The following is a 15,266-nucleotide window of genomic DNA, read 5'->3' as shown; positions in this document are numbered from 1 at the left end:
GCACTACGACGCGCTGCCCGACCCACGGATCAGCTCGGACATCAACGTCGCCCGCTCGCGCGCGTTGCGCGGGGCGCCATCATCCGAGGCGATCTGGTCGAACAGTTTCAGTGCGTCCGTCGCCTTGCCTTCCTTCCAGGCGGCAAGGCCGAGCGCCTCGCGCGCCGTGTGGCGCAGCGTGTTGGTGTCGGCGGTGAGAGCCTCGACGCGGCTGGAGACATCGGCGAAGGAACCATGGTCGACGAGCAGCAGTGCCGCCCTGAGGCGCGCCATGTCGCGAAGGCCTGAGGGAATGGCGGTGTCGGCGGCGACCTCGTCGAAGTCCTTGACGGCGGCGGCGACGTCGCCCTTGTCCGCCTTGACGGTCGCGGCGCGCATGCGGGCGAGCAGCGGATAGGCGCCGTAGCCATCCTTCTCCAGCGCAGCGAGGGCCGTCAGCGCTTCGTCGCTCTTGCCGTCATTGGCAAGCTTCAGCGCCTGCGAGAAGGCATCGCCCGAGCGATTGGCGCGGGTCTCGTCCCAATAGCGATAACCGACGAAAGCGGCGGTTCCGACCACCACCAGCACTGCGAGCCCAAGCAAGAACGGACCAAAACGGTCCCACAGCGCATGCGCCTGGTCGCGACGCATCTCTTCATTGACTTCACGGATAAAACTGTCGTCCGACATGGATAAAAACCATTCCTGCCCCGACCGGGGCGGTTTATAAGCCCCGCGTTTTAGCGAAATTTTGTCGGCATGGAAGGGGTGCGGCAGGAAAATCGGCTAATCGGTGGACAGGTGGCCGCCAGAGGCGATCGTACCCACGCCACATTTCGCCGATAGCCGGTGCCGGCCATTGCTAAATCCAGACCGGATGCTGATGCCTCGTTTGTCCCGCGTTATTGCATTTTCTCTTGCCTCGCTTGCGATGGCAGTCACTGCCCTCGCCGATCCGCCTGCGGCGTCAGCACCGGCAAAGCCGAAGCAGGCGGTCATCATCTCGTTCGACAGCGCCCGCGATATTTCGCAGTGGAAGCGCAGCCGGGCGCTGGCCCAGCGCACCGGCGCGCGTTTCACTTATTTCGTGTCCTGCGTCTTCCTGCTCTCGCCGGAGACACGCAAGGAATACGCGGCGCCCGGCAAGACATCAGGCAAATCCAATATCGGCTTTGCCGCCTCGAAACAGGAGGTCACCGAGCGGCTTGAACAGATCCGGTTCGCCGCCTCGGAAGGCCACGACATCGGCAGCCATGGCTGCGGCCATTTCGACGGCAAGGACTGGACCAAGGCCGACTGGCTGAGCGAGTTTGGCTCTTTCTCGCATATTCTTGAGAACGCCTATTCGATCAACGCCATTGCCCCCGAACCCGCGGGCTGGCGCGACATCGCACGCAAGGTGGTGGGCTTTCGCGCGCCCTATCTGTCGGCAAACGAGGCGCTCTACAGGGCCCTGCCAAAAGCAGGCTTCCTGTTCGACGCAAGCGGTGTGTCGCGCGGCCCTGCCCTGCCACCGACCGGCAACGGCATCACGCGCTTTTCGCTGCCGCAGATTCCGGAAGGTCCGAGATCACGACCGGTGATCGCCATGGACTACAATCTCTATGTCAGGCACTCCGGCGGCTTCGAGCGGCCGAGCAAGGCGGCCGAGTTCGCCAACCGGACCTATGACGCCTTTCGCGCCGCCTTCGATACCCAATACCAGGGCAAACGCATTCCGCTGGAACTCGGCTTCCATTTCACGCTGATGAATGACGGCGCCTACTGGGATGCGCTGGAGCGCTTTGCCGGCGAGGTCTGCACCAAGCCCGACGTCGAGTGCATCAGCTATCGCGACTATGTTTCGCGCCAACGCACCGGCGAAAAGCAGGCGTCGGTGGGCGGCTGAGCCGCCACGTCCTTTGTTTCCAAAAAGCCTCAGGCCGGGTCCTCGGCGCCTTGACGTTCGAGATAGCGCTGGTCGATTTCGGGCAGCGGCTCTCCTTCGAGCGTCGCCTCGAAGGCGCGCAGGCGTTTGTGTATGGAGATCAACTCGACGATCGTCGGCCAGGCATTGACCAGATACTGAAATGAGGAGCTGACCTGGCTGAAAGCGGTGGAAACCTGCTGCCATATGCCCAGCGTAATAGTTCCAGCAGCAATCGTGGGAATGAGGATCAAGCTGGAGAAGATGGCATCTGCCTGCAGATAGCCGGATCGGACGATGTTGAAGTAGGCGTAGTGGAAGTAGAGGGTGAAGTAGTTGCGTCGGACATGGGAAAAGAGTTCGGCCACTGTCGGCGGTGCTGCGCGCGCCGCATCGTCTTCGCCGTATACGAGTTCTTTGCGGTAGGCTGCCTCGACTCGCTGATTCTTGAACTCCAACCCCGGCAGTTTTACGCCGGCAGCCATGAGAAGAAACGTACCGAAGATCGACCAGGTGACAGCGGCTACAACCAGAGAATAGGGAATTTCGCCGACGAGGGGCAAGACTTTCACATGGCTGGAGAGTTGCGCGAGCAATGGCAAGAACGCAATCAACGTCATTACGGAGTCAACGAGCGATACTCCAAGGCCCTCCATCGTAGTGGAGAACCGCATCGTGTCCTCTTGTACGCGCTGAGACGCGCCTTCGATGTGTCGCAATCTCTGCCAGTGCGCCATGTAGTAGTCATTCATGGCCGTGCGCCAGCGGAAGATATAGTGGCTGACGAAGAACCGGGTGACGACGAACAAGGCCATGCCCGAAGCGCCAATCCAGGCGTAGATCCAGAACATCGAATAGAGTTCGCCGGCGGTCACCGAGCCGGGTGTCGTAATCGCTTTCTGGAAGAGATCAAAGAAAGGTCCGCGCCAAGTATTCAGCGCCACATAAATCTGCACGTTAAGATATGTGGAAAACAGGATGAGCGCCGAACCGAGGATCGACCAATCCTGCCACGAGTGAGGAGAATAAAAGCGCCAGAAGGCGTAGAAAGCACCAACAAGAAAACCAAAATAGATATAGAACCAAATAAACGGCTTGGTCCAGAAAATCGCCATTCCGAGAACCGGAGGGACACCAGCCGCTGCCGGCGGCAGACCGACCAGGGCGCCGAGCTGTTCCCCACCAAAGAACCAGAACAGAATTCCGGCAAGACTCCAGACGGCGGCCGAAGTGAAGAACAACTTCGGCTGCGGGAAGAAGGATACAAACACGGTGGGGAAATCCTCGGTCGATGCGCAAATCAGCGGCGTTGCTGTTCAGCGGGCATAAGGTCACACATTAGTGGGAAAGAAAATGCCCGTGCCCGGTGCCCGGCACCGAGCAAGACCATAATCATGGCGATTTTGGCGCAGCCGACCAGATGATCACACCGGAGACAAGCAGAACGGCGGCGGCGACGATCGACGCGAGGAAGAAGTCGCCCGTGGCTTGCGCAAGCAGGCCGGCAACGATCGGACCGATGATCTGACCGAGGCCGAAGGAAGCCGTCATCAACGCCAGGACCCGGCGTGGCGCTTGCGGGACAAGCTGCCTTCCGGTCTGCAGGCCGAGCGCGGTGATGGCGATGAAGGTTCCGCCAAGCAGAAACCCGCCGAGCAGCGGCCCAATGTGTCCGCCCATGGCGACGCTCGCGGTGACGCCAACCACCTCGACGAGGCAGCCGAAGGCATAAGCCGCATACAGGCCGATCCTTGCGGCGATCTTCTGCCAGAGCCAGATCGAAGGAATCCCGGCAAGGCCGGTGACCATCCAGACCACGGCTTCGAACGCGCGTCCTCCACCACCCTGCCGGACAATGGCGATCAGAAACGTCGCCGTCACGATATAGCCGAAGCCGAACAGGCCATAGGCGACGATGATCTTCATCAGCGAGCGGTCCTTCGGCAACGCCGGTTCGCGACCATCGGCGCCGTTGGCGGTCGCGGTGCTGCCGACCAGTAGCGCCACCACGGCAAAGCCACATGCTGAGATCGCGGCGGACCAGAACCAGCCTGCCGCCCAGCCGGCATGTCCGGTCACGAGGATCGCCATCAGCGCCGAGGACGCCGCTATGCCGAGGCCGACGCCGCCGAAATGCAGCGCCTGCAGGTCGTTTCGGCCGGCCGCGGCCAGATGGCCGAAAACGATGCTGGACATGAAGACCAAGACGAAGGCGCTGGCCAGACCGGCAAGAAAGCGGATGACGAGAAAGGCCGCCATCGTGTCGGTCAGGCCCATCAGCCCAGCGAGGATGGCGCTGGCGGCCAGGCCGGAAAGCATCAGCAGGCGCTCGCGGCCGTGCGCCCAGCCGCCAACCGCTGCAAACGCGCCGACGAGATAGCCGAGATAGTTGGCGGATGCGATCCAGCCGGCGTCCGCCGCCGACAGGCCGAGCTCTTCCATCATGCCAGGCAGGATCGGCGTATAGACGAAACGGCCGATGCCCATGGCGACAGCCAGGGCGGCCATGCCGGCGAAGGCGAGGCGCAAAGGGGATGGCGAAGCGGCTTTCATTGCAGTGCACAATAGGTGCACGAGCCTGTCAAACAATCCGCTTCTTGTTGGGCCAGAACGGTTTCGTGGGCCGCAGGTAAGCGGTTCCCAATCTCTGACATTTGCGATTGGCCGCAGACCACCATGGCTTCGTCATTCCAGGGCGGAGCGAACCGAAGCGGAGCGCAGACCCTGGGATCCATGCCGTGACATCCGGCGTAGAATGCGGCGGCTGTGAATAGTGCTTATATCCGCTGCGAAAAAGCGCTCGTTTCTGGTCCGTCGGAGCACTGCCGCTAGGGAACGGCATGGATCCCAGGGTCTCCGCGACGGAGCTTCGCTCCTGCTTCGCCCAGGGATGACGAAGGGAGGGATGTCTCGGCCAATCTCCAAGTTTACCGCCGAAAGGAGCTGAGCCACCCCTACTTCGCTCGCATTTTCAGCCGCAGCCGGCTCCCGCCGTTGCCGTCTCATAGGCGGTGCGCCGAGCCGTCAGCCTGAACGGAACGTCGCCGAGTTCGCGCTCCGACATGGTGTCAAGCACTGGATGCGACAGCGGATCGATCACCCATCGGGTGGTCTCGCTTTCATGCGACCGGCTCTGCCGCGCGCCGGCAACGGAAAAGACCCTGAGCAATGACAAAATCTTCATCGGATTTCCTCCAGAGGTCTGATTGCCCGCTAGAATCTGCCATTCCGCGTTGTGTTTCAATTGAGATTTCAACCGTATAAGTTTAGAAAAACTATATGGCCATGCTGAACCGCGTCCATCTCAACGGCCTGCGGGCCGTCGAAACCGTCGCCCGCCTGGGATCGCTTTCGGCCGCGGCGAGCGAACTCAACGTGTCCCCCAGCGCCGTCAGCCAGCAGGTCAAGCGGACGGAAAAGCAGCTCGGCCAAGCACTGTTCGAACGAACGGCAAGCGGTCTCGTGCTGACCGAATTCGGCACCGTCTTCAGCGCGCGGCTCGGGGCAGGTTTCCGCGAGCTTGCACAAGCCGTGGCGCTCGCCGACGACGCTTCCGAATGCACTCTGGTGGTTTCGGCCGCGCCTGCTTTCGCGTCGAAGTGGCTGCTGCCGAGACTGTCACGTCACTTCGCCCGGCATCCGAACGTGCTTTTGCGCATCGACGCCTCGGTACGGATTGCCGATCTCGATCGCTCGGACATCGACATCGCGATCCGGCTTGGCGACGGCAAATGGCCGAGCGGGCGCGCGGAACTGCTGCTGGCGCAGGAGGTCTTCCCGGTCTGCGCCCCGGTGATCGCCAGCAAGCTGAAATCGATCGAAGACCTCGCCTCGACCTGCGCGATCACCGACGAAAGGGCGATGATCAGTTGGGAAAGCTGGTTCGAGGCGGCCGGGGCAGAGCCGGTCACCTTCCTCAAAGGCGCGCGCTTCACCGACCCGATGCTGTGCCTGGAATCGGCGATCGCCGGCCACGGTGTCATGCTCGGCTGGCAGTTGCTGACCGCCGACGCGCTGGCCGACGGCCGCCTTGTCGCGCCTTTCGGCGTCCGCGCCCAGAGCGGGCTCGGCTACTGGCTGGTGACCTCCGCCGCCAAGACCGAAAGCCGCAAGATCAGGGACTTCAAGACCTGGATCCGCGAAGAAATAGCGGCGACCATGGCGCAATTCGGGTCGCTCGCCAGCGCGGACTGAACCTGTACGGTGCAATCGCGGTGGAAAGGAGAGCAGCGCCGGTCTATGTAGGAACTAGGCTCCCACATCACGGCAGGCAGGATCATGACCACACATTCGCGCGGCGTTTCCGCAACGATCGACCCGGTGAAGCTCGACAGGCTGGCCGAGGTCGCCATCAAGGTCGGGGCGCAGTTGCAGCCGGGGCAGGATCTGGTGCTGACTTCGTCGATCGCGGCGCTGCCCCTGACGCGGCGGATCGTCGAGCATGCCTACAAGGCCGGCGCCGGACTGGTGACGCCGATCTTCAACGACGACGAGATCACGCTGGCGCGCTTCCGCTATGGCGCTGACGCCGGCTTCGACCGCGCCGCCGGCTGGCTCTATGAGGGCATGGCGAAGGCCTTCGCCAACAATGCGGCCAGGCTCGCCGTGCGCGGCGAGGATCCCTCGCTGCTGTCGGCACAGGATCCGGCCAAGGTAGCGCGTGCCAACAAAGCGAATTCGATCGCCTATCAGCCGGCGTTGGAAAAGATCACCGGTTTCGACATCAACTGGAACATCGTCGCCTATCCCGACCTGGCCTGGGCCAAGCAGGTTTTCCCTGACGATGCCGACGACGTCGCCGTGGCAAAACTCGCCGATGCCATCTTCGCCGCCTCACGGGTTGATGTGGATGACCCGATCGGCAACTGGAGAGCGCATAATGCCGCGTTGCGCAGCCGCACCGAATGGCTGAACGGCCATGATTTCCATGCGCTGCATTTCACCGGACCCGGCACCGACCTGACCGTCGGGCTGGCCGACGGGCATGAATGGATGGGCGGCGCCTCGACCGCCAAGAACGGCATCACCTGCAACCCCAACATCCCGACCGAGGAGGTTTTCACCACGCCGCATGCAAGGCGCGTCGAGGGGCATGTCTCAAGCACCAAGCCGCTGTCCTATCAGGGCACGCTGATCGACGGCATTGCCGTGCGTTTCGAAGACGGCCGCATCATCGAGGCCAAGGCCAGCCGCGGCGAGGACGTGCTGAAGAAAGTGCTCGACACCGACGAAGGCTCGCGCCGACTTGGCGAAGTCGCTCTGGTGCCGCATTCCTCGCCGATCTCGGCGAGCGGCCTGCTGTTCTTCAACACGCTGTTCGATGAGAATGCCGCCTGCCACATCGCGCTCGGCCAGTGCTATTCGAAGTGTTTTGTCGACGGCGCCTCGCTCAGCCAGGACGAGATCGCGGCGCGCGGCGGCAACAAGAGTTTCATCCATATCGACTGGATGATCGGCTCGGACAAGATCGACATCGACGGCGTCGGCAAGGACGGCAGCCGCGTGCCGGTCATGCGCAAGGGCGAATGGGCCTGAGAGAACGCGTCGCGAGGTTCCATGGCCGTCGATATCGCGCTCAAGCGCATCTATGAGCCGCCATCGCCCACCGACGGGCAGCGAGTGCTCGTGGACCGCATATGGCCGCGCGGGGTCCGCAAGGCAGATGCTGCGCTGACGCTTTGGCTGAAGGACATCGCGCCAAGCGATGAATTGCGCCATTGGTTCGGCCATGAGCCGGCGCGATGGGCGGAATTCCAGCAGCGATACCGCGACGAGCTCGACGGGAACGGCGAGGCCGTCGGGCAATTGCGCGCCCTGCTGGGCAAAGGCCGGGTGACGCTGCTCTATGGCGCCCATGACGAGATGCACAACCAAGCGGTGGCTTTAGCTGGCTATCTGCGCCGAACGGGCTGAGGCAGCGCACCCTCGAGGTGCTGCCGCCGCCATGCAGCACAAGTTCAGGATCGCCACCAAGCAGCCGCGTTGCATGGACGACCCGGCCGCGTCGTGGTCGGATGATTTTGATTTCATGATCGTCCGATCGCGAATCTCTCCTCAGGCGACACGAAGCTCCGTAGCCGCATCGAAGAGATGCACCTTGCCCGGCAGTACCGAAAGATTGATCGCGGTGCCGGCGTTGCGGCGCTCGTCACGCGGCACCACGGCGACGGCGTCGTATCCCGCCACGCGCAAATGAATCTGAACGTCCGCGCCGGTCGTTTCGGACAGCACGACCTCGCCCTTGATCTCACCCGCATCCGAAATGCCCAGATCGTGTGGCCGGACGCCCATGATGACCTTTTGGCCCGGCTCCGCCTTGATCTCCGGCGAGAGGCCGATCGACACCCCTTCGGCGACGAAGCGAGGACTGCCGCCCGCGATCTCGACAGCCCCAGCGATGAAATTCATCGAAGGCGAGCCGATGAAATCAGCGACATATTTCGAGTTCGGGCGCTCGTAGACCTCGTCCGGCGTGCCAATCTGCATGATCCTGCCGGCGTGCATCAGCACGATCTTGTCAGCCATCGTCATCGCCTCGATCTGGTCATGGGTGACGTAGATCGTGGTCGTGCCGAGACGATTGTGGAGTTGCCGGATTTCCACACGCATATGAGTGCGCAACTTCGCATCGAGATTGGAGAGCGGCTCGTCGAAAAGGAAGACGGCGGCATCCCGCACCATGGCGCGGCCCATGGCGACGCGCTGGCGCTGGCCGCCCGACAGTTCCTTGGGATAGCGCCCGAGATAGGGCGTGAGATTGAGGATTTCCGCCGCCCATTCGACCTTCTTCCTGATATCCGCCTTGGGCACTTTCGCCACTTCGAGACTGAAGCCGATATTGTCGAACACAGTCATCGTCGGATAGAGCGCGTAGTTCTGGAACACCATCGCGATGTCACGATCGCGGGGGTGAACGTCGTTGACCCGCCTGTCGCCGATCAACAGATCGCCGTTGGTCACGCTCTCGAGCCCTGCTGTCATGCGCAGGAGCGTCGTCTTTCCGCAACCGGACGGCCCGAGAAGCACGACGAATTCGCGGTCGGCAATGCCGAAGGAGATATCCTTCATCACCTCGACATGCCCGAAACTCTTGGCGATGTTCCTGTATTCTACGGTGGCCATTCTCTCTCTCTCTCCAGAAGCCGGGGGCGGGTCGTCAGTATTTCTGCCTGGTCGGCGTGATGACGATTTCCTGCACGAGAGCGTTCTGTGGCATCTGGTAGGTGTGCAGCATGAGCTCAGCGACGTGCTCCGGCCCAATCCCGCCGCCGATCTTGAGCTTGTTGGCCTTGTAGTTGGCTAGCGTTTGCGGGTCGAGTACGCCGCTCAGAACTTCGGTTTCGATCACCCCGGGCGAAAGCACGACCACGCGGACGTCATAGTCGGAAAGATAGTCACGCAGTGATTCCGACACGGCGTGAACGAAGAATTTCGTCCCGCAGTAAACGGTATGATCCGGATAGACTTTCCGGCCAGCGATCGAACTCATCATGAACAGCGTCCCATGACGGCGCTCCATCATGCCCGACATCACCGCATGGACCGAATTCAGCACGCCTTTCGTGTTGATGTCGATCATCTCGTCCCATTCCTCGGGCGGCTGGCGGCCTATATCGGCAAGACGCGCGATACCGGCATTGGCAAAGAGCATGTCGACCGGCCCGTATTCGGCTTCCGCCTCCTTCACGGCGGCTGCGATTGCGGCGCGGTCCCGGACATCGACCTGCCGGGCCATGCTGTCGGGCAGGTTCAGCGCCTCCATGCGCTCCAGACGGCGGGCCATCATCAAAACAGGGTGGCCGGCGCGCGAGAACGCCTTGGCGACGGCCTCGCCGATGCCGGAACTCGCTCCTGTCACCGCTACGAGCTGTTTTCCAGCCATTGCTTTTCCTCTTGGGGGTTGTCGATACCCAGGGTGGCGGCCTTAGCCGCCACCCTGGAACACTCAGCCCTTGGCGACGAGATCGTCGACCTGGGTTTTCAGAGCGTCGAGCGATTCCTTGGCCGTGCCCGACTGGCCGGCAAAGTACTTGCCCAACGCAACCGGGATCATGTCGCTCGAGAGTTCCGCCCATGCCGGCAGGTCTGGCTCGGATCCCATGTAGTTGGCGATGGTGTCGCGCACGACCGGCAGATGGCGGGTCGTGCCGGCGCCGACGCGGGCATTGGCCAGCACGCGCGGATCATCATAGACGCTGGTGCGCGTTGGCCCCGTACCGCCGCCCAGAACGGTTATCAGCGCCTGGGTGTCGGCTGAAGTCGCCCATTGCATGAAAATCCAGGCAGCGTCCGGGCTCTTCGAGTATTTCGACACCGCGAGCGAAGAACCGCCCTGGTGACCGACGCCGGGAATTTCGCCGAATCCGGTCTGTTCGACCGTGCGTAGCGTGGCGGCTGGCTTCGGCGGAACCATCGCTTCCATCAGACCGGAGACCTTGGAGGCGTTGGGATCGTCGAAGAACGGGAAGAACTCGCCCCAGGACAGCATCGAGGCGGCAACGCCCTGGCCGACCGACTGGCCCTCGCCATCCCATGTCCAGCCGTCGACGCCGGGCGGCATCGTCGCCTTGAGCTTGTCCCAGTAGGCCATGGCGGCCAAGCCTGCTTCGTCGTTGCCGGTGAATTTGCCGTCGGCGCCGAAAATCGAACCGCCATGGCCCCAAAGCCACGCCGTCCAATCGCATTCGAGGCTGTAATGGCCCGATTTCATCTGGCCGCTGGTGCCGTACATGTTCGGGCCCTTGGCGTCGGTGATCGCCGCGGACGCCTGCAGCAAATCCTCCAGCGTGGCCGGAGGCGGCAGCTTGAGCTCGTCCCAGATGTCCTTGCGGTACTGCGTGATGAAGATCGGGATGTCGTAGGGCACGCCGACCATGCGGTCCTCGTACATGGCGATACCGTCGACGAGAGGTTTCAGGAAGTCGTCGATGTTGTAGTTCGGCATCGCCAGATCGGCGTTCTTGAGCTGCTCGCGCGGATCGAAGACGTCCTGGCTGAAGCTCGCCGCCCAGCTCTGGTCGATATAGTAGAGGTCGTAAGTGCCGAGGCTCGACGCCACATCGAGCGTCAACTTCTGCAGCACCTGCTCGAGCGGCAGCACTTCGATCTCGACCTTGATGCCGGTGGCCTCCTCGAAATACTGCTTGAGCTGCGTGGCGATGGCGTTCGACGGCGGCGTCGATTCCGTGGCGAGACGGAGCGTCGTTCCGGCAAAGGGCTTGCCGACATCCGAGAGCCACTTGGTGATTTCGGCGCTGGGCTTCAGTTCCTGTTCCTGAGCCGCTGCCTGGCTGATGCCGTAGAACGGACGTCGTCCCAGGCCCATGCCGAGCGCGCCGGCGCCGAGGCCGAGAATGCCTGCTGCGCGAAGAAACGAGCGCCGGTCCATCTGTCCGCGAACGAAGCGATCGGTGACAGAGGCAAGATGCGCCTTTCTGATGCTGTCTTTCATTGTCTACTCCTCCGGTTTAATTCGCGATTTTCACAAGGCTGCGAATTCGAGCCTCCCATCTATTGTTTCAACGATCCCATCGTGAGACCGCGCACGAGGTGCTTTTGAACCAACAGAATGAAGATGAAAGCAGGAATGATGGATGCGGCGCCAAGCGCGGCCATGTTGCCCCAGGCGGTGCCGATCGAGGTGACGAAGGTCGACGAGACGACAGGCACGGTCTTGAGCGACGTGGTGGTCAGGGTCAGCGCAAAGAGGAACTCGGTCCAGCTGAAGATGAAACAGAGGACCGCCGTCGCGGCGATGCCGCCCTTGGCCATCGGCAGCACAATCCGCCGGAAGATCATGAAGCGGCTGGCGCCATCGACGATCGCGCTCTCGTCGATCTCGGAGGGAATGTCGTCGAAGAAGCTCTTCATCAGAAGGACGGCGAGCGGCAGGTTCATCAGCGCGTGGATCAGCACCATGCCGGTATAGGTGTCGATGAGCCCGAAATTCTTGTAGATGAAGAACATCGGAACCGCGACCGCGACAGGCGGCATCATGCGCGTGGACAAAACCCATCCGACGAAACTGTGCCGGCCGCGGAAGTTCATGCGCGACAGGGCATAGGCGGCAACCGTGGCGATGGCGACGGCGAGCACGGTCGACAGCGTCGCGATCACGATCGAATCCCAGACGCGGGGCGCCATGTAGAAATTGCCGCCGCCCGGAGTGACCGTGATGCCGCCGCTGCCCAACGAAATCCCGAACACTTTCTGGAAATTGTCGAAGGTCGGCGTGAAGGCGAACAGTTTCGGCGGCCGGTTGAAAATGTCATTGCCGTGTTTGAACGCCACCGACGTCCAGTAGTAGATCGGAAAGAAGAAGACTGCGACCACAACCCAGGCGGCGATGGTGCGAAGCATGCGCGTCGAGAAGGAGCCGTTCATTCTACCATTTCACCTTCGCAATACGGATGAAGAGGTTGGCAATGACGAGGATGATCACGAGGGTGACGAGGCTGAGCGTGGCGCCATAGCCCCACTTCACGAAGCTGAACGTCTGCTGCCAGGCGTAGAGGGAAAGCGAATAGGTCGAGGCTCCCGGCCCGCCGGACGTCATGACGAAGACGTAGTCGAAGACGCGGAAGAGATCGATGCCGCGGACCAGGACGGCGATGGCGATCACCTTGGACATCATCGGCAGGGTGATGCGCCGGAAAATCTGGAACGACGACGCGCCGTCGATCATCGCGGCCTCGTAAGGCTCCGGCGGCAGTGCCCTGAGACCAGCAAGGAAGATGAGGACCATGAACGGCGTCCACTGCCAGATTTCCGCAACGAGAACGCCGGCAAGCGCGGTCGACGCCGTAGCCAGGATGGGATTGTTCGGATTGAGCAGACCAATCGACTGCAGGAGATAGCTGATCACCCCGAACTGCGGATCCTCCATCAGCAGATACATCATGCCGACAATGGCCGGGGGGATGACGAGCGTCATCGTCAGCACGCCGCGCAGGAATCCGAAACCGAAGCCGTCGCTGTCCAGGAGCAGCGCGATCGCCATGCCGAGCACCAGTTCAAAGGCCAGCGCGATGGCGAAATAGGTGAAGGTGATGACGAGCGACTGCCAGAAGCGCGTGTCGTTCCAGAGCTGCACCCAGTTTTCCGTTCCGACGAATTCAAGCGCCCGCCTGCGCGGGACGAACTCGTGGAAGCTCAGCCAGATGTTGTAGATCAAGGGATAGACGGTGAAGACAAGCAGGATCGCCACCAGCGGCAGCAGCCAGGGCAGCGGATGGTCTGAAATGACGAAACGTCTGGCTTGGGCAACCCGCACGCGTTCCTCCCGAACCGCTTCGTTTTGCGATGCACAAATGTTCATATCTTGTGCATTTGTTCAAATGCTATATCGTCACCATGTCCGTGGCAAGCGCTTGTTGGCCGGCGACAGCGGCGTTCGGACGGATGCGCCACCAGCATCGGAGAACCCTCATGACGTCGATTGGCCTTCTGGCACGGGTTGCCCATCAATATTTCGTGCTGGGCGAAACGCAGCAGGCCATCGCCGAGCGGCTGCAGATCAACCGCACCAAGATCCACAGGCTGCTGGCCGAGGCGAAGGAGCGCGGCATCGTCTCGATCCGCATCAACGCCGGGACGTCCCAGGCCCTCGAAATGGAAGAACAGCTCAGGCGGAAGTACCGGCTCGACATATGCAGCGTCACGCCTGATGACATCGGGTCGGAGCTCGGGCTCTCCGAAGTGATCGGCATCTATGCCGCGCAGACCGTCGAGACGCTGCTCCGGGACGACATGACGGTCGCCATGGCATGGGGCCGAACCATGAGATGGCTCGCTTCCAACATCGAACCGGTGACGCTCAGGAACGTTACCGTCGTACCGCTTCTCGGCTCTCTGTCGCGCCGGTCGTCGATCGACAAATACGACGCCGCCGCCGTCTTTGCCCAGCGCACTCAGGCCGAATCCTATTATCTTCCCGGACCCATCATCTGCGACAGCCGCGAAAGCCGCGAGACGATCCTGCAGCAACCGAGCGCGCGCGAAGTTATCCAGAAGGCGCTGAACGCCGACCTTGCGCTGATGAGCGTCGGCGGCACGACCAGCTCGACGCTTCGGAGCGTCGGTTATATGACGGACGAGGAATTCGACGACATCCTGAGAATGAAGCCGATCGGGAACTTTCTCGGCTATTTCTTCGACCGGAACGCCGAACTCATCGACCATCCCGTCAACGAACGCATCGTCGGGGTTTACCCTCTCGACACGCTGAACATTCCCAAACGCATCCTTGTTTCCGGCGGAAAGAACAAGGTCGGCATCATGGCCAAGCTCCTGCAAAAGGGATTCTTCACCGGCCTCATCACCGACCAGGAGACGGGCGGTTCGCTCTGACATCCGCCGGCCGGGATTGCCGCAGCAACCGGGAGTGCTGTGCGATGTTGCCCGGAACATCGCGCTCGCTTTCATCTGAAACCAGATTGGCATCTGAAACCAGATTGGCATCTGAAAGCAGATTGGCACCGAGTCCTCCCTAAGCCGTCCCTGGTTCCGTTCCATCGCCTGCAGAACATCCTTTGCGTCTTTTCCGGGCGGTCCACTTCGCGCCGGCCGATCAGGCTACCCCGACCTCCGGTTTGCCAGGATCATGTCGGCAATCTCGACGAAGCCGCGGCCACCCCGCGACGTCGCGACGAAAGCGGGTTCGGCGTCGATCTGTCCCTGGAACTCCATCACATTCGCGACCCCGAACGAGTTCGGAAAGAACCCGAACATCGGCGCGTCGTTCGGGCTGTCTCCGACGAACGCATAGGCCTGTCTTTCAGCATCGAGATCGGTCCCGAGCCTCTCGCTCGCAAAGCGACGCGTCATCGACAGCTTGTCGTACCGGCCAAACCAACCGTTCACATGGATCGACGAAATCTTGGCGACAGCGCCGGCTTCCTCGAAAATCTGCTTGATGCGCCTGGCATCGGACATCGGCAGCGCCGGAACATCTTCGCAAAAGTCGATGGCCAGATCGGCTTCGCGATATTGCTGGTCGGCGGACACGGCCGAACCCGGCACTTCCCGGACGATGCGTTTTTCCAGTTCGGCGAGCCTGCGCCCGTTTTCCCGGCGTTCCTCAGCGCTCGCCGCGAAAACCCGGACCATCTTTCGCGTTGGCTGATCATAGGCGAAGTAAAAAGCGCCATTTTCACCGACAACGCCCGTCACCGGCCAGAACCGGGCAATCATGTCGCACCAGCCCGCGGGTCTCCCGGTAATGGGAGCAACGACGAGGCCGGCCTCGTGCAGGCGTTCGAGCGCACGGTAGGCATCGGCTGGAAGACGGCCCTCGGTCGTCAACGTGTCGTCGATATCGCAGAAGACGCCGCGAATTCGCGACGCAGCTTCGGGGCCGAATTCGACGAGGTCGCGCATCCGG

At 62.0% G+C, this 15,266-nt stretch carries 15 protein-coding genes; 5 read left to right on the top strand and 10 right to left on the bottom strand.

Features of this window, described 5'->3' with window-relative positions:
- Positions 1–3: 3 nt before the first annotated feature.
- Positions 4–669 carry a tetratricopeptide repeat protein gene (locus EJ066_RS16115; protein WP_126039574.1) on the bottom strand — a complete coding sequence of 222 codons (666 nt, stop codon included), beginning with the start codon at positions 667–669 and terminating at the stop codon, positions 4–6.
- A 193-nt stretch (positions 670–862) separates the two neighbouring features.
- Between EJ066_RS16115 and EJ066_RS16110 the strand changes: the two genes are divergently transcribed.
- Positions 863–1,867, top strand: coding sequence for a polysaccharide deacetylase family protein (locus EJ066_RS16110; RefSeq protein WP_126039570.1), 1,005 nt, complete (start codon positions 863–865; stop codon positions 1,865–1,867).
- 29 nt (positions 1,868–1,896) lie between these two features.
- On the opposite strand, the gene sbmA is transcribed toward EJ066_RS16110, so the two are convergent.
- The 3 genes from sbmA to EJ066_RS16095 form a co-directional block, all read right to left on the bottom strand.
- Positions 1,897–3,156 carry a peptide antibiotic transporter SbmA gene (sbmA, locus tag EJ066_RS16105; protein WP_126039567.1) on the bottom strand — a complete coding sequence of 420 codons (1,260 nt, stop codon included), beginning with the start codon at positions 3,154–3,156 and terminating at the stop codon, positions 1,897–1,899.
- Positions 3,157–3,277: 121 nt separating this feature from the next.
- Positions 3,278–4,438: a YbfB/YjiJ family MFS transporter gene (locus EJ066_RS16100; RefSeq protein ID WP_126039562.1), complete on the bottom strand. Its 1,161-nt coding sequence runs from the start codon at positions 4,436–4,438 to the stop codon at positions 3,278–3,280.
- Positions 4,439–4,856: 418 nt separating this feature from the next.
- Positions 4,857–5,069: a hypothetical protein gene (locus EJ066_RS16095; protein ID WP_126039559.1), complete on the bottom strand. Its 213-nt coding sequence runs from the start codon at positions 5,067–5,069 to the stop codon at positions 4,857–4,859.
- A 95-nt stretch (positions 5,070–5,164) separates the two neighbouring features.
- Here EJ066_RS16095 and EJ066_RS16090 point away from each other — a divergent pair, with 95 nt between their 5' ends.
- The 3 genes from EJ066_RS16090 (at position 5,165) to EJ066_RS16080 (ending at position 7,798) form a co-directional block, all read left to right on the top strand.
- Entirely contained in the window at positions 5,165–6,079 is a 915-nt protein-coding gene (locus EJ066_RS16090; RefSeq protein WP_126039556.1) for a LysR substrate-binding domain-containing protein, read from the top strand.
- 84 nt (positions 6,080–6,163) lie between these two features.
- Positions 6,164–7,420 carry an aminopeptidase gene (locus EJ066_RS16085; RefSeq protein WP_126039553.1) on the top strand — a complete coding sequence of 419 codons (1,257 nt, stop codon included), beginning with the start codon at positions 6,164–6,166 and terminating at the stop codon, positions 7,418–7,420.
- A gap of 21 nt (positions 7,421–7,441) precedes the next feature.
- Complete coding sequence (locus tag EJ066_RS16080; RefSeq protein WP_126039550.1) at positions 7,442–7,798, top strand: DUF488 domain-containing protein; 357 nt, start codon at positions 7,442–7,444, stop codon at positions 7,796–7,798.
- 141 nt (positions 7,799–7,939) lie between these two features.
- Here the strand turns inward: EJ066_RS16080 and ugpC are convergent, their stop codons facing one another.
- The 5 genes from ugpC to EJ066_RS16055 form a co-directional block, all read right to left on the bottom strand.
- Positions 7,940–9,007 carry a sn-glycerol-3-phosphate ABC transporter ATP-binding protein UgpC gene (gene ugpC, locus EJ066_RS16075; protein ID WP_126039546.1) on the bottom strand — a complete coding sequence of 356 codons (1,068 nt, stop codon included), beginning with the start codon at positions 9,005–9,007 and terminating at the stop codon, positions 7,940–7,942.
- Between the two features lie 34 nt (positions 9,008–9,041).
- On the bottom strand, positions 9,042–9,767 hold the full coding sequence (locus EJ066_RS16070; protein ID WP_126039542.1) for an SDR family oxidoreductase: 726 nt from the start codon (positions 9,765–9,767) through the stop codon (positions 9,042–9,044).
- 63 nt (positions 9,768–9,830) lie between these two features.
- On the bottom strand, positions 9,831–11,336 hold the full coding sequence (locus EJ066_RS16065; RefSeq protein WP_126039539.1) for an extracellular solute-binding protein: 1,506 nt from the start codon (positions 11,334–11,336) through the stop codon (positions 9,831–9,833).
- Between the two features lie 59 nt (positions 11,337–11,395).
- Positions 11,396–12,268, bottom strand: a complete 873-nt coding sequence (locus EJ066_RS16060; protein ID WP_126039536.1) for a carbohydrate ABC transporter permease — start codon at positions 12,266–12,268, stop codon at positions 11,396–11,398.
- Position 12,269: 1 nt separating this feature from the next.
- A complete protein-coding gene (locus EJ066_RS16055; protein ID WP_126039533.1) occupies positions 12,270–13,157 on the bottom strand; it encodes a sugar ABC transporter permease in 888 nt (295 codons plus the stop codon).
- 155 nt (positions 13,158–13,312) lie between these two features.
- Between EJ066_RS16055 and EJ066_RS16050 the strand changes: the two genes are divergently transcribed.
- On the top strand, positions 13,313–14,233 hold the full coding sequence (locus EJ066_RS16050; protein WP_189644277.1) for a sugar-binding transcriptional regulator: 921 nt from the start codon (positions 13,313–13,315) through the stop codon (positions 14,231–14,233).
- A gap of 225 nt (positions 14,234–14,458) precedes the next feature.
- Here the strand turns inward: EJ066_RS16050 and EJ066_RS16045 are convergent, their stop codons facing one another.
- Positions 14,459–15,262: an HAD-IIB family hydrolase gene (locus EJ066_RS16045; RefSeq protein WP_126039528.1), complete on the bottom strand. Its 804-nt coding sequence runs from the start codon at positions 15,260–15,262 to the stop codon at positions 14,459–14,461.
- Between the last annotated feature and the right edge of the window lie 4 nt (positions 15,263–15,266).

The sequence above is a fragment of the Mesorhizobium sp. M9A.F.Ca.ET.002.03.1.2 genome, assembly GCF_003952365.1.
Taxonomy (GTDB): domain Bacteria; phylum Pseudomonadota; class Alphaproteobacteria; order Rhizobiales; family Rhizobiaceae; genus Mesorhizobium.
This window is presented reverse-complemented; position numbering and strand designations above follow the sequence as displayed.

Coding starts and splice junctions, on each gene's coding strand:
- EJ066_RS16115 (WP_126039574.1), bottom strand. CDS start 669: ATGTCGGACGACAGTTTTATCCGTGAAGTCAATGAAGAGATGCGTCGC.
- EJ066_RS16110 (WP_126039570.1), top strand. CDS start 863: ATGCCTCGTTTGTCCCGCGTTATTGCATTTTCTCTTGCCTCGCTTGCG.
- EJ066_RS16100 (WP_126039562.1), bottom strand. CDS start 4,438: ATGAAAGCCGCTTCGCCATCCCCTTTGCGCCTCGCCTTCGCCGGCATG.
- EJ066_RS16095 (WP_126039559.1), bottom strand. CDS start 5,069: ATGAAGATTTTGTCATTGCTCAGGGTCTTTTCCGTTGCCGGCGCGCGG.
- EJ066_RS16090 (WP_126039556.1), top strand. CDS start 5,165: ATGGCCATGCTGAACCGCGTCCATCTCAACGGCCTGCGGGCCGTCGAA.
- EJ066_RS16085 (WP_126039553.1), top strand. CDS start 6,164: ATGACCACACATTCGCGCGGCGTTTCCGCAACGATCGACCCGGTGAAG.
- EJ066_RS16080 (WP_126039550.1), top strand. CDS start 7,442: ATGGCCGTCGATATCGCGCTCAAGCGCATCTATGAGCCGCCATCGCCC.
- ugpC (WP_126039546.1), bottom strand. CDS start 9,007: ATGGCCACCGTAGAATACAGGAACATCGCCAAGAGTTTCGGGCATGTC.
- EJ066_RS16070 (WP_126039542.1), bottom strand. CDS start 9,767: ATGGCTGGAAAACAGCTCGTAGCGGTGACAGGAGCGAGTTCCGGCATC.
- EJ066_RS16065 (WP_126039539.1), bottom strand. CDS start 11,336: ATGAAAGACAGCATCAGAAAGGCGCATCTTGCCTCTGTCACCGATCGC.
- EJ066_RS16060 (WP_126039536.1), bottom strand. CDS start 12,268: ATGAACGGCTCCTTCTCGACGCGCATGCTTCGCACCATCGCCGCCTGG.
- EJ066_RS16050 (WP_189644277.1), top strand. CDS start 13,313: ATGACGTCGATTGGCCTTCTGGCACGGGTTGCCCATCAATATTTCGTG.
- EJ066_RS16045 (WP_126039528.1), bottom strand. CDS start 15,262: ATGCGCGACCTCGTCGAATTCGGCCCCGAAGCTGCGTCGCGAATTCGC.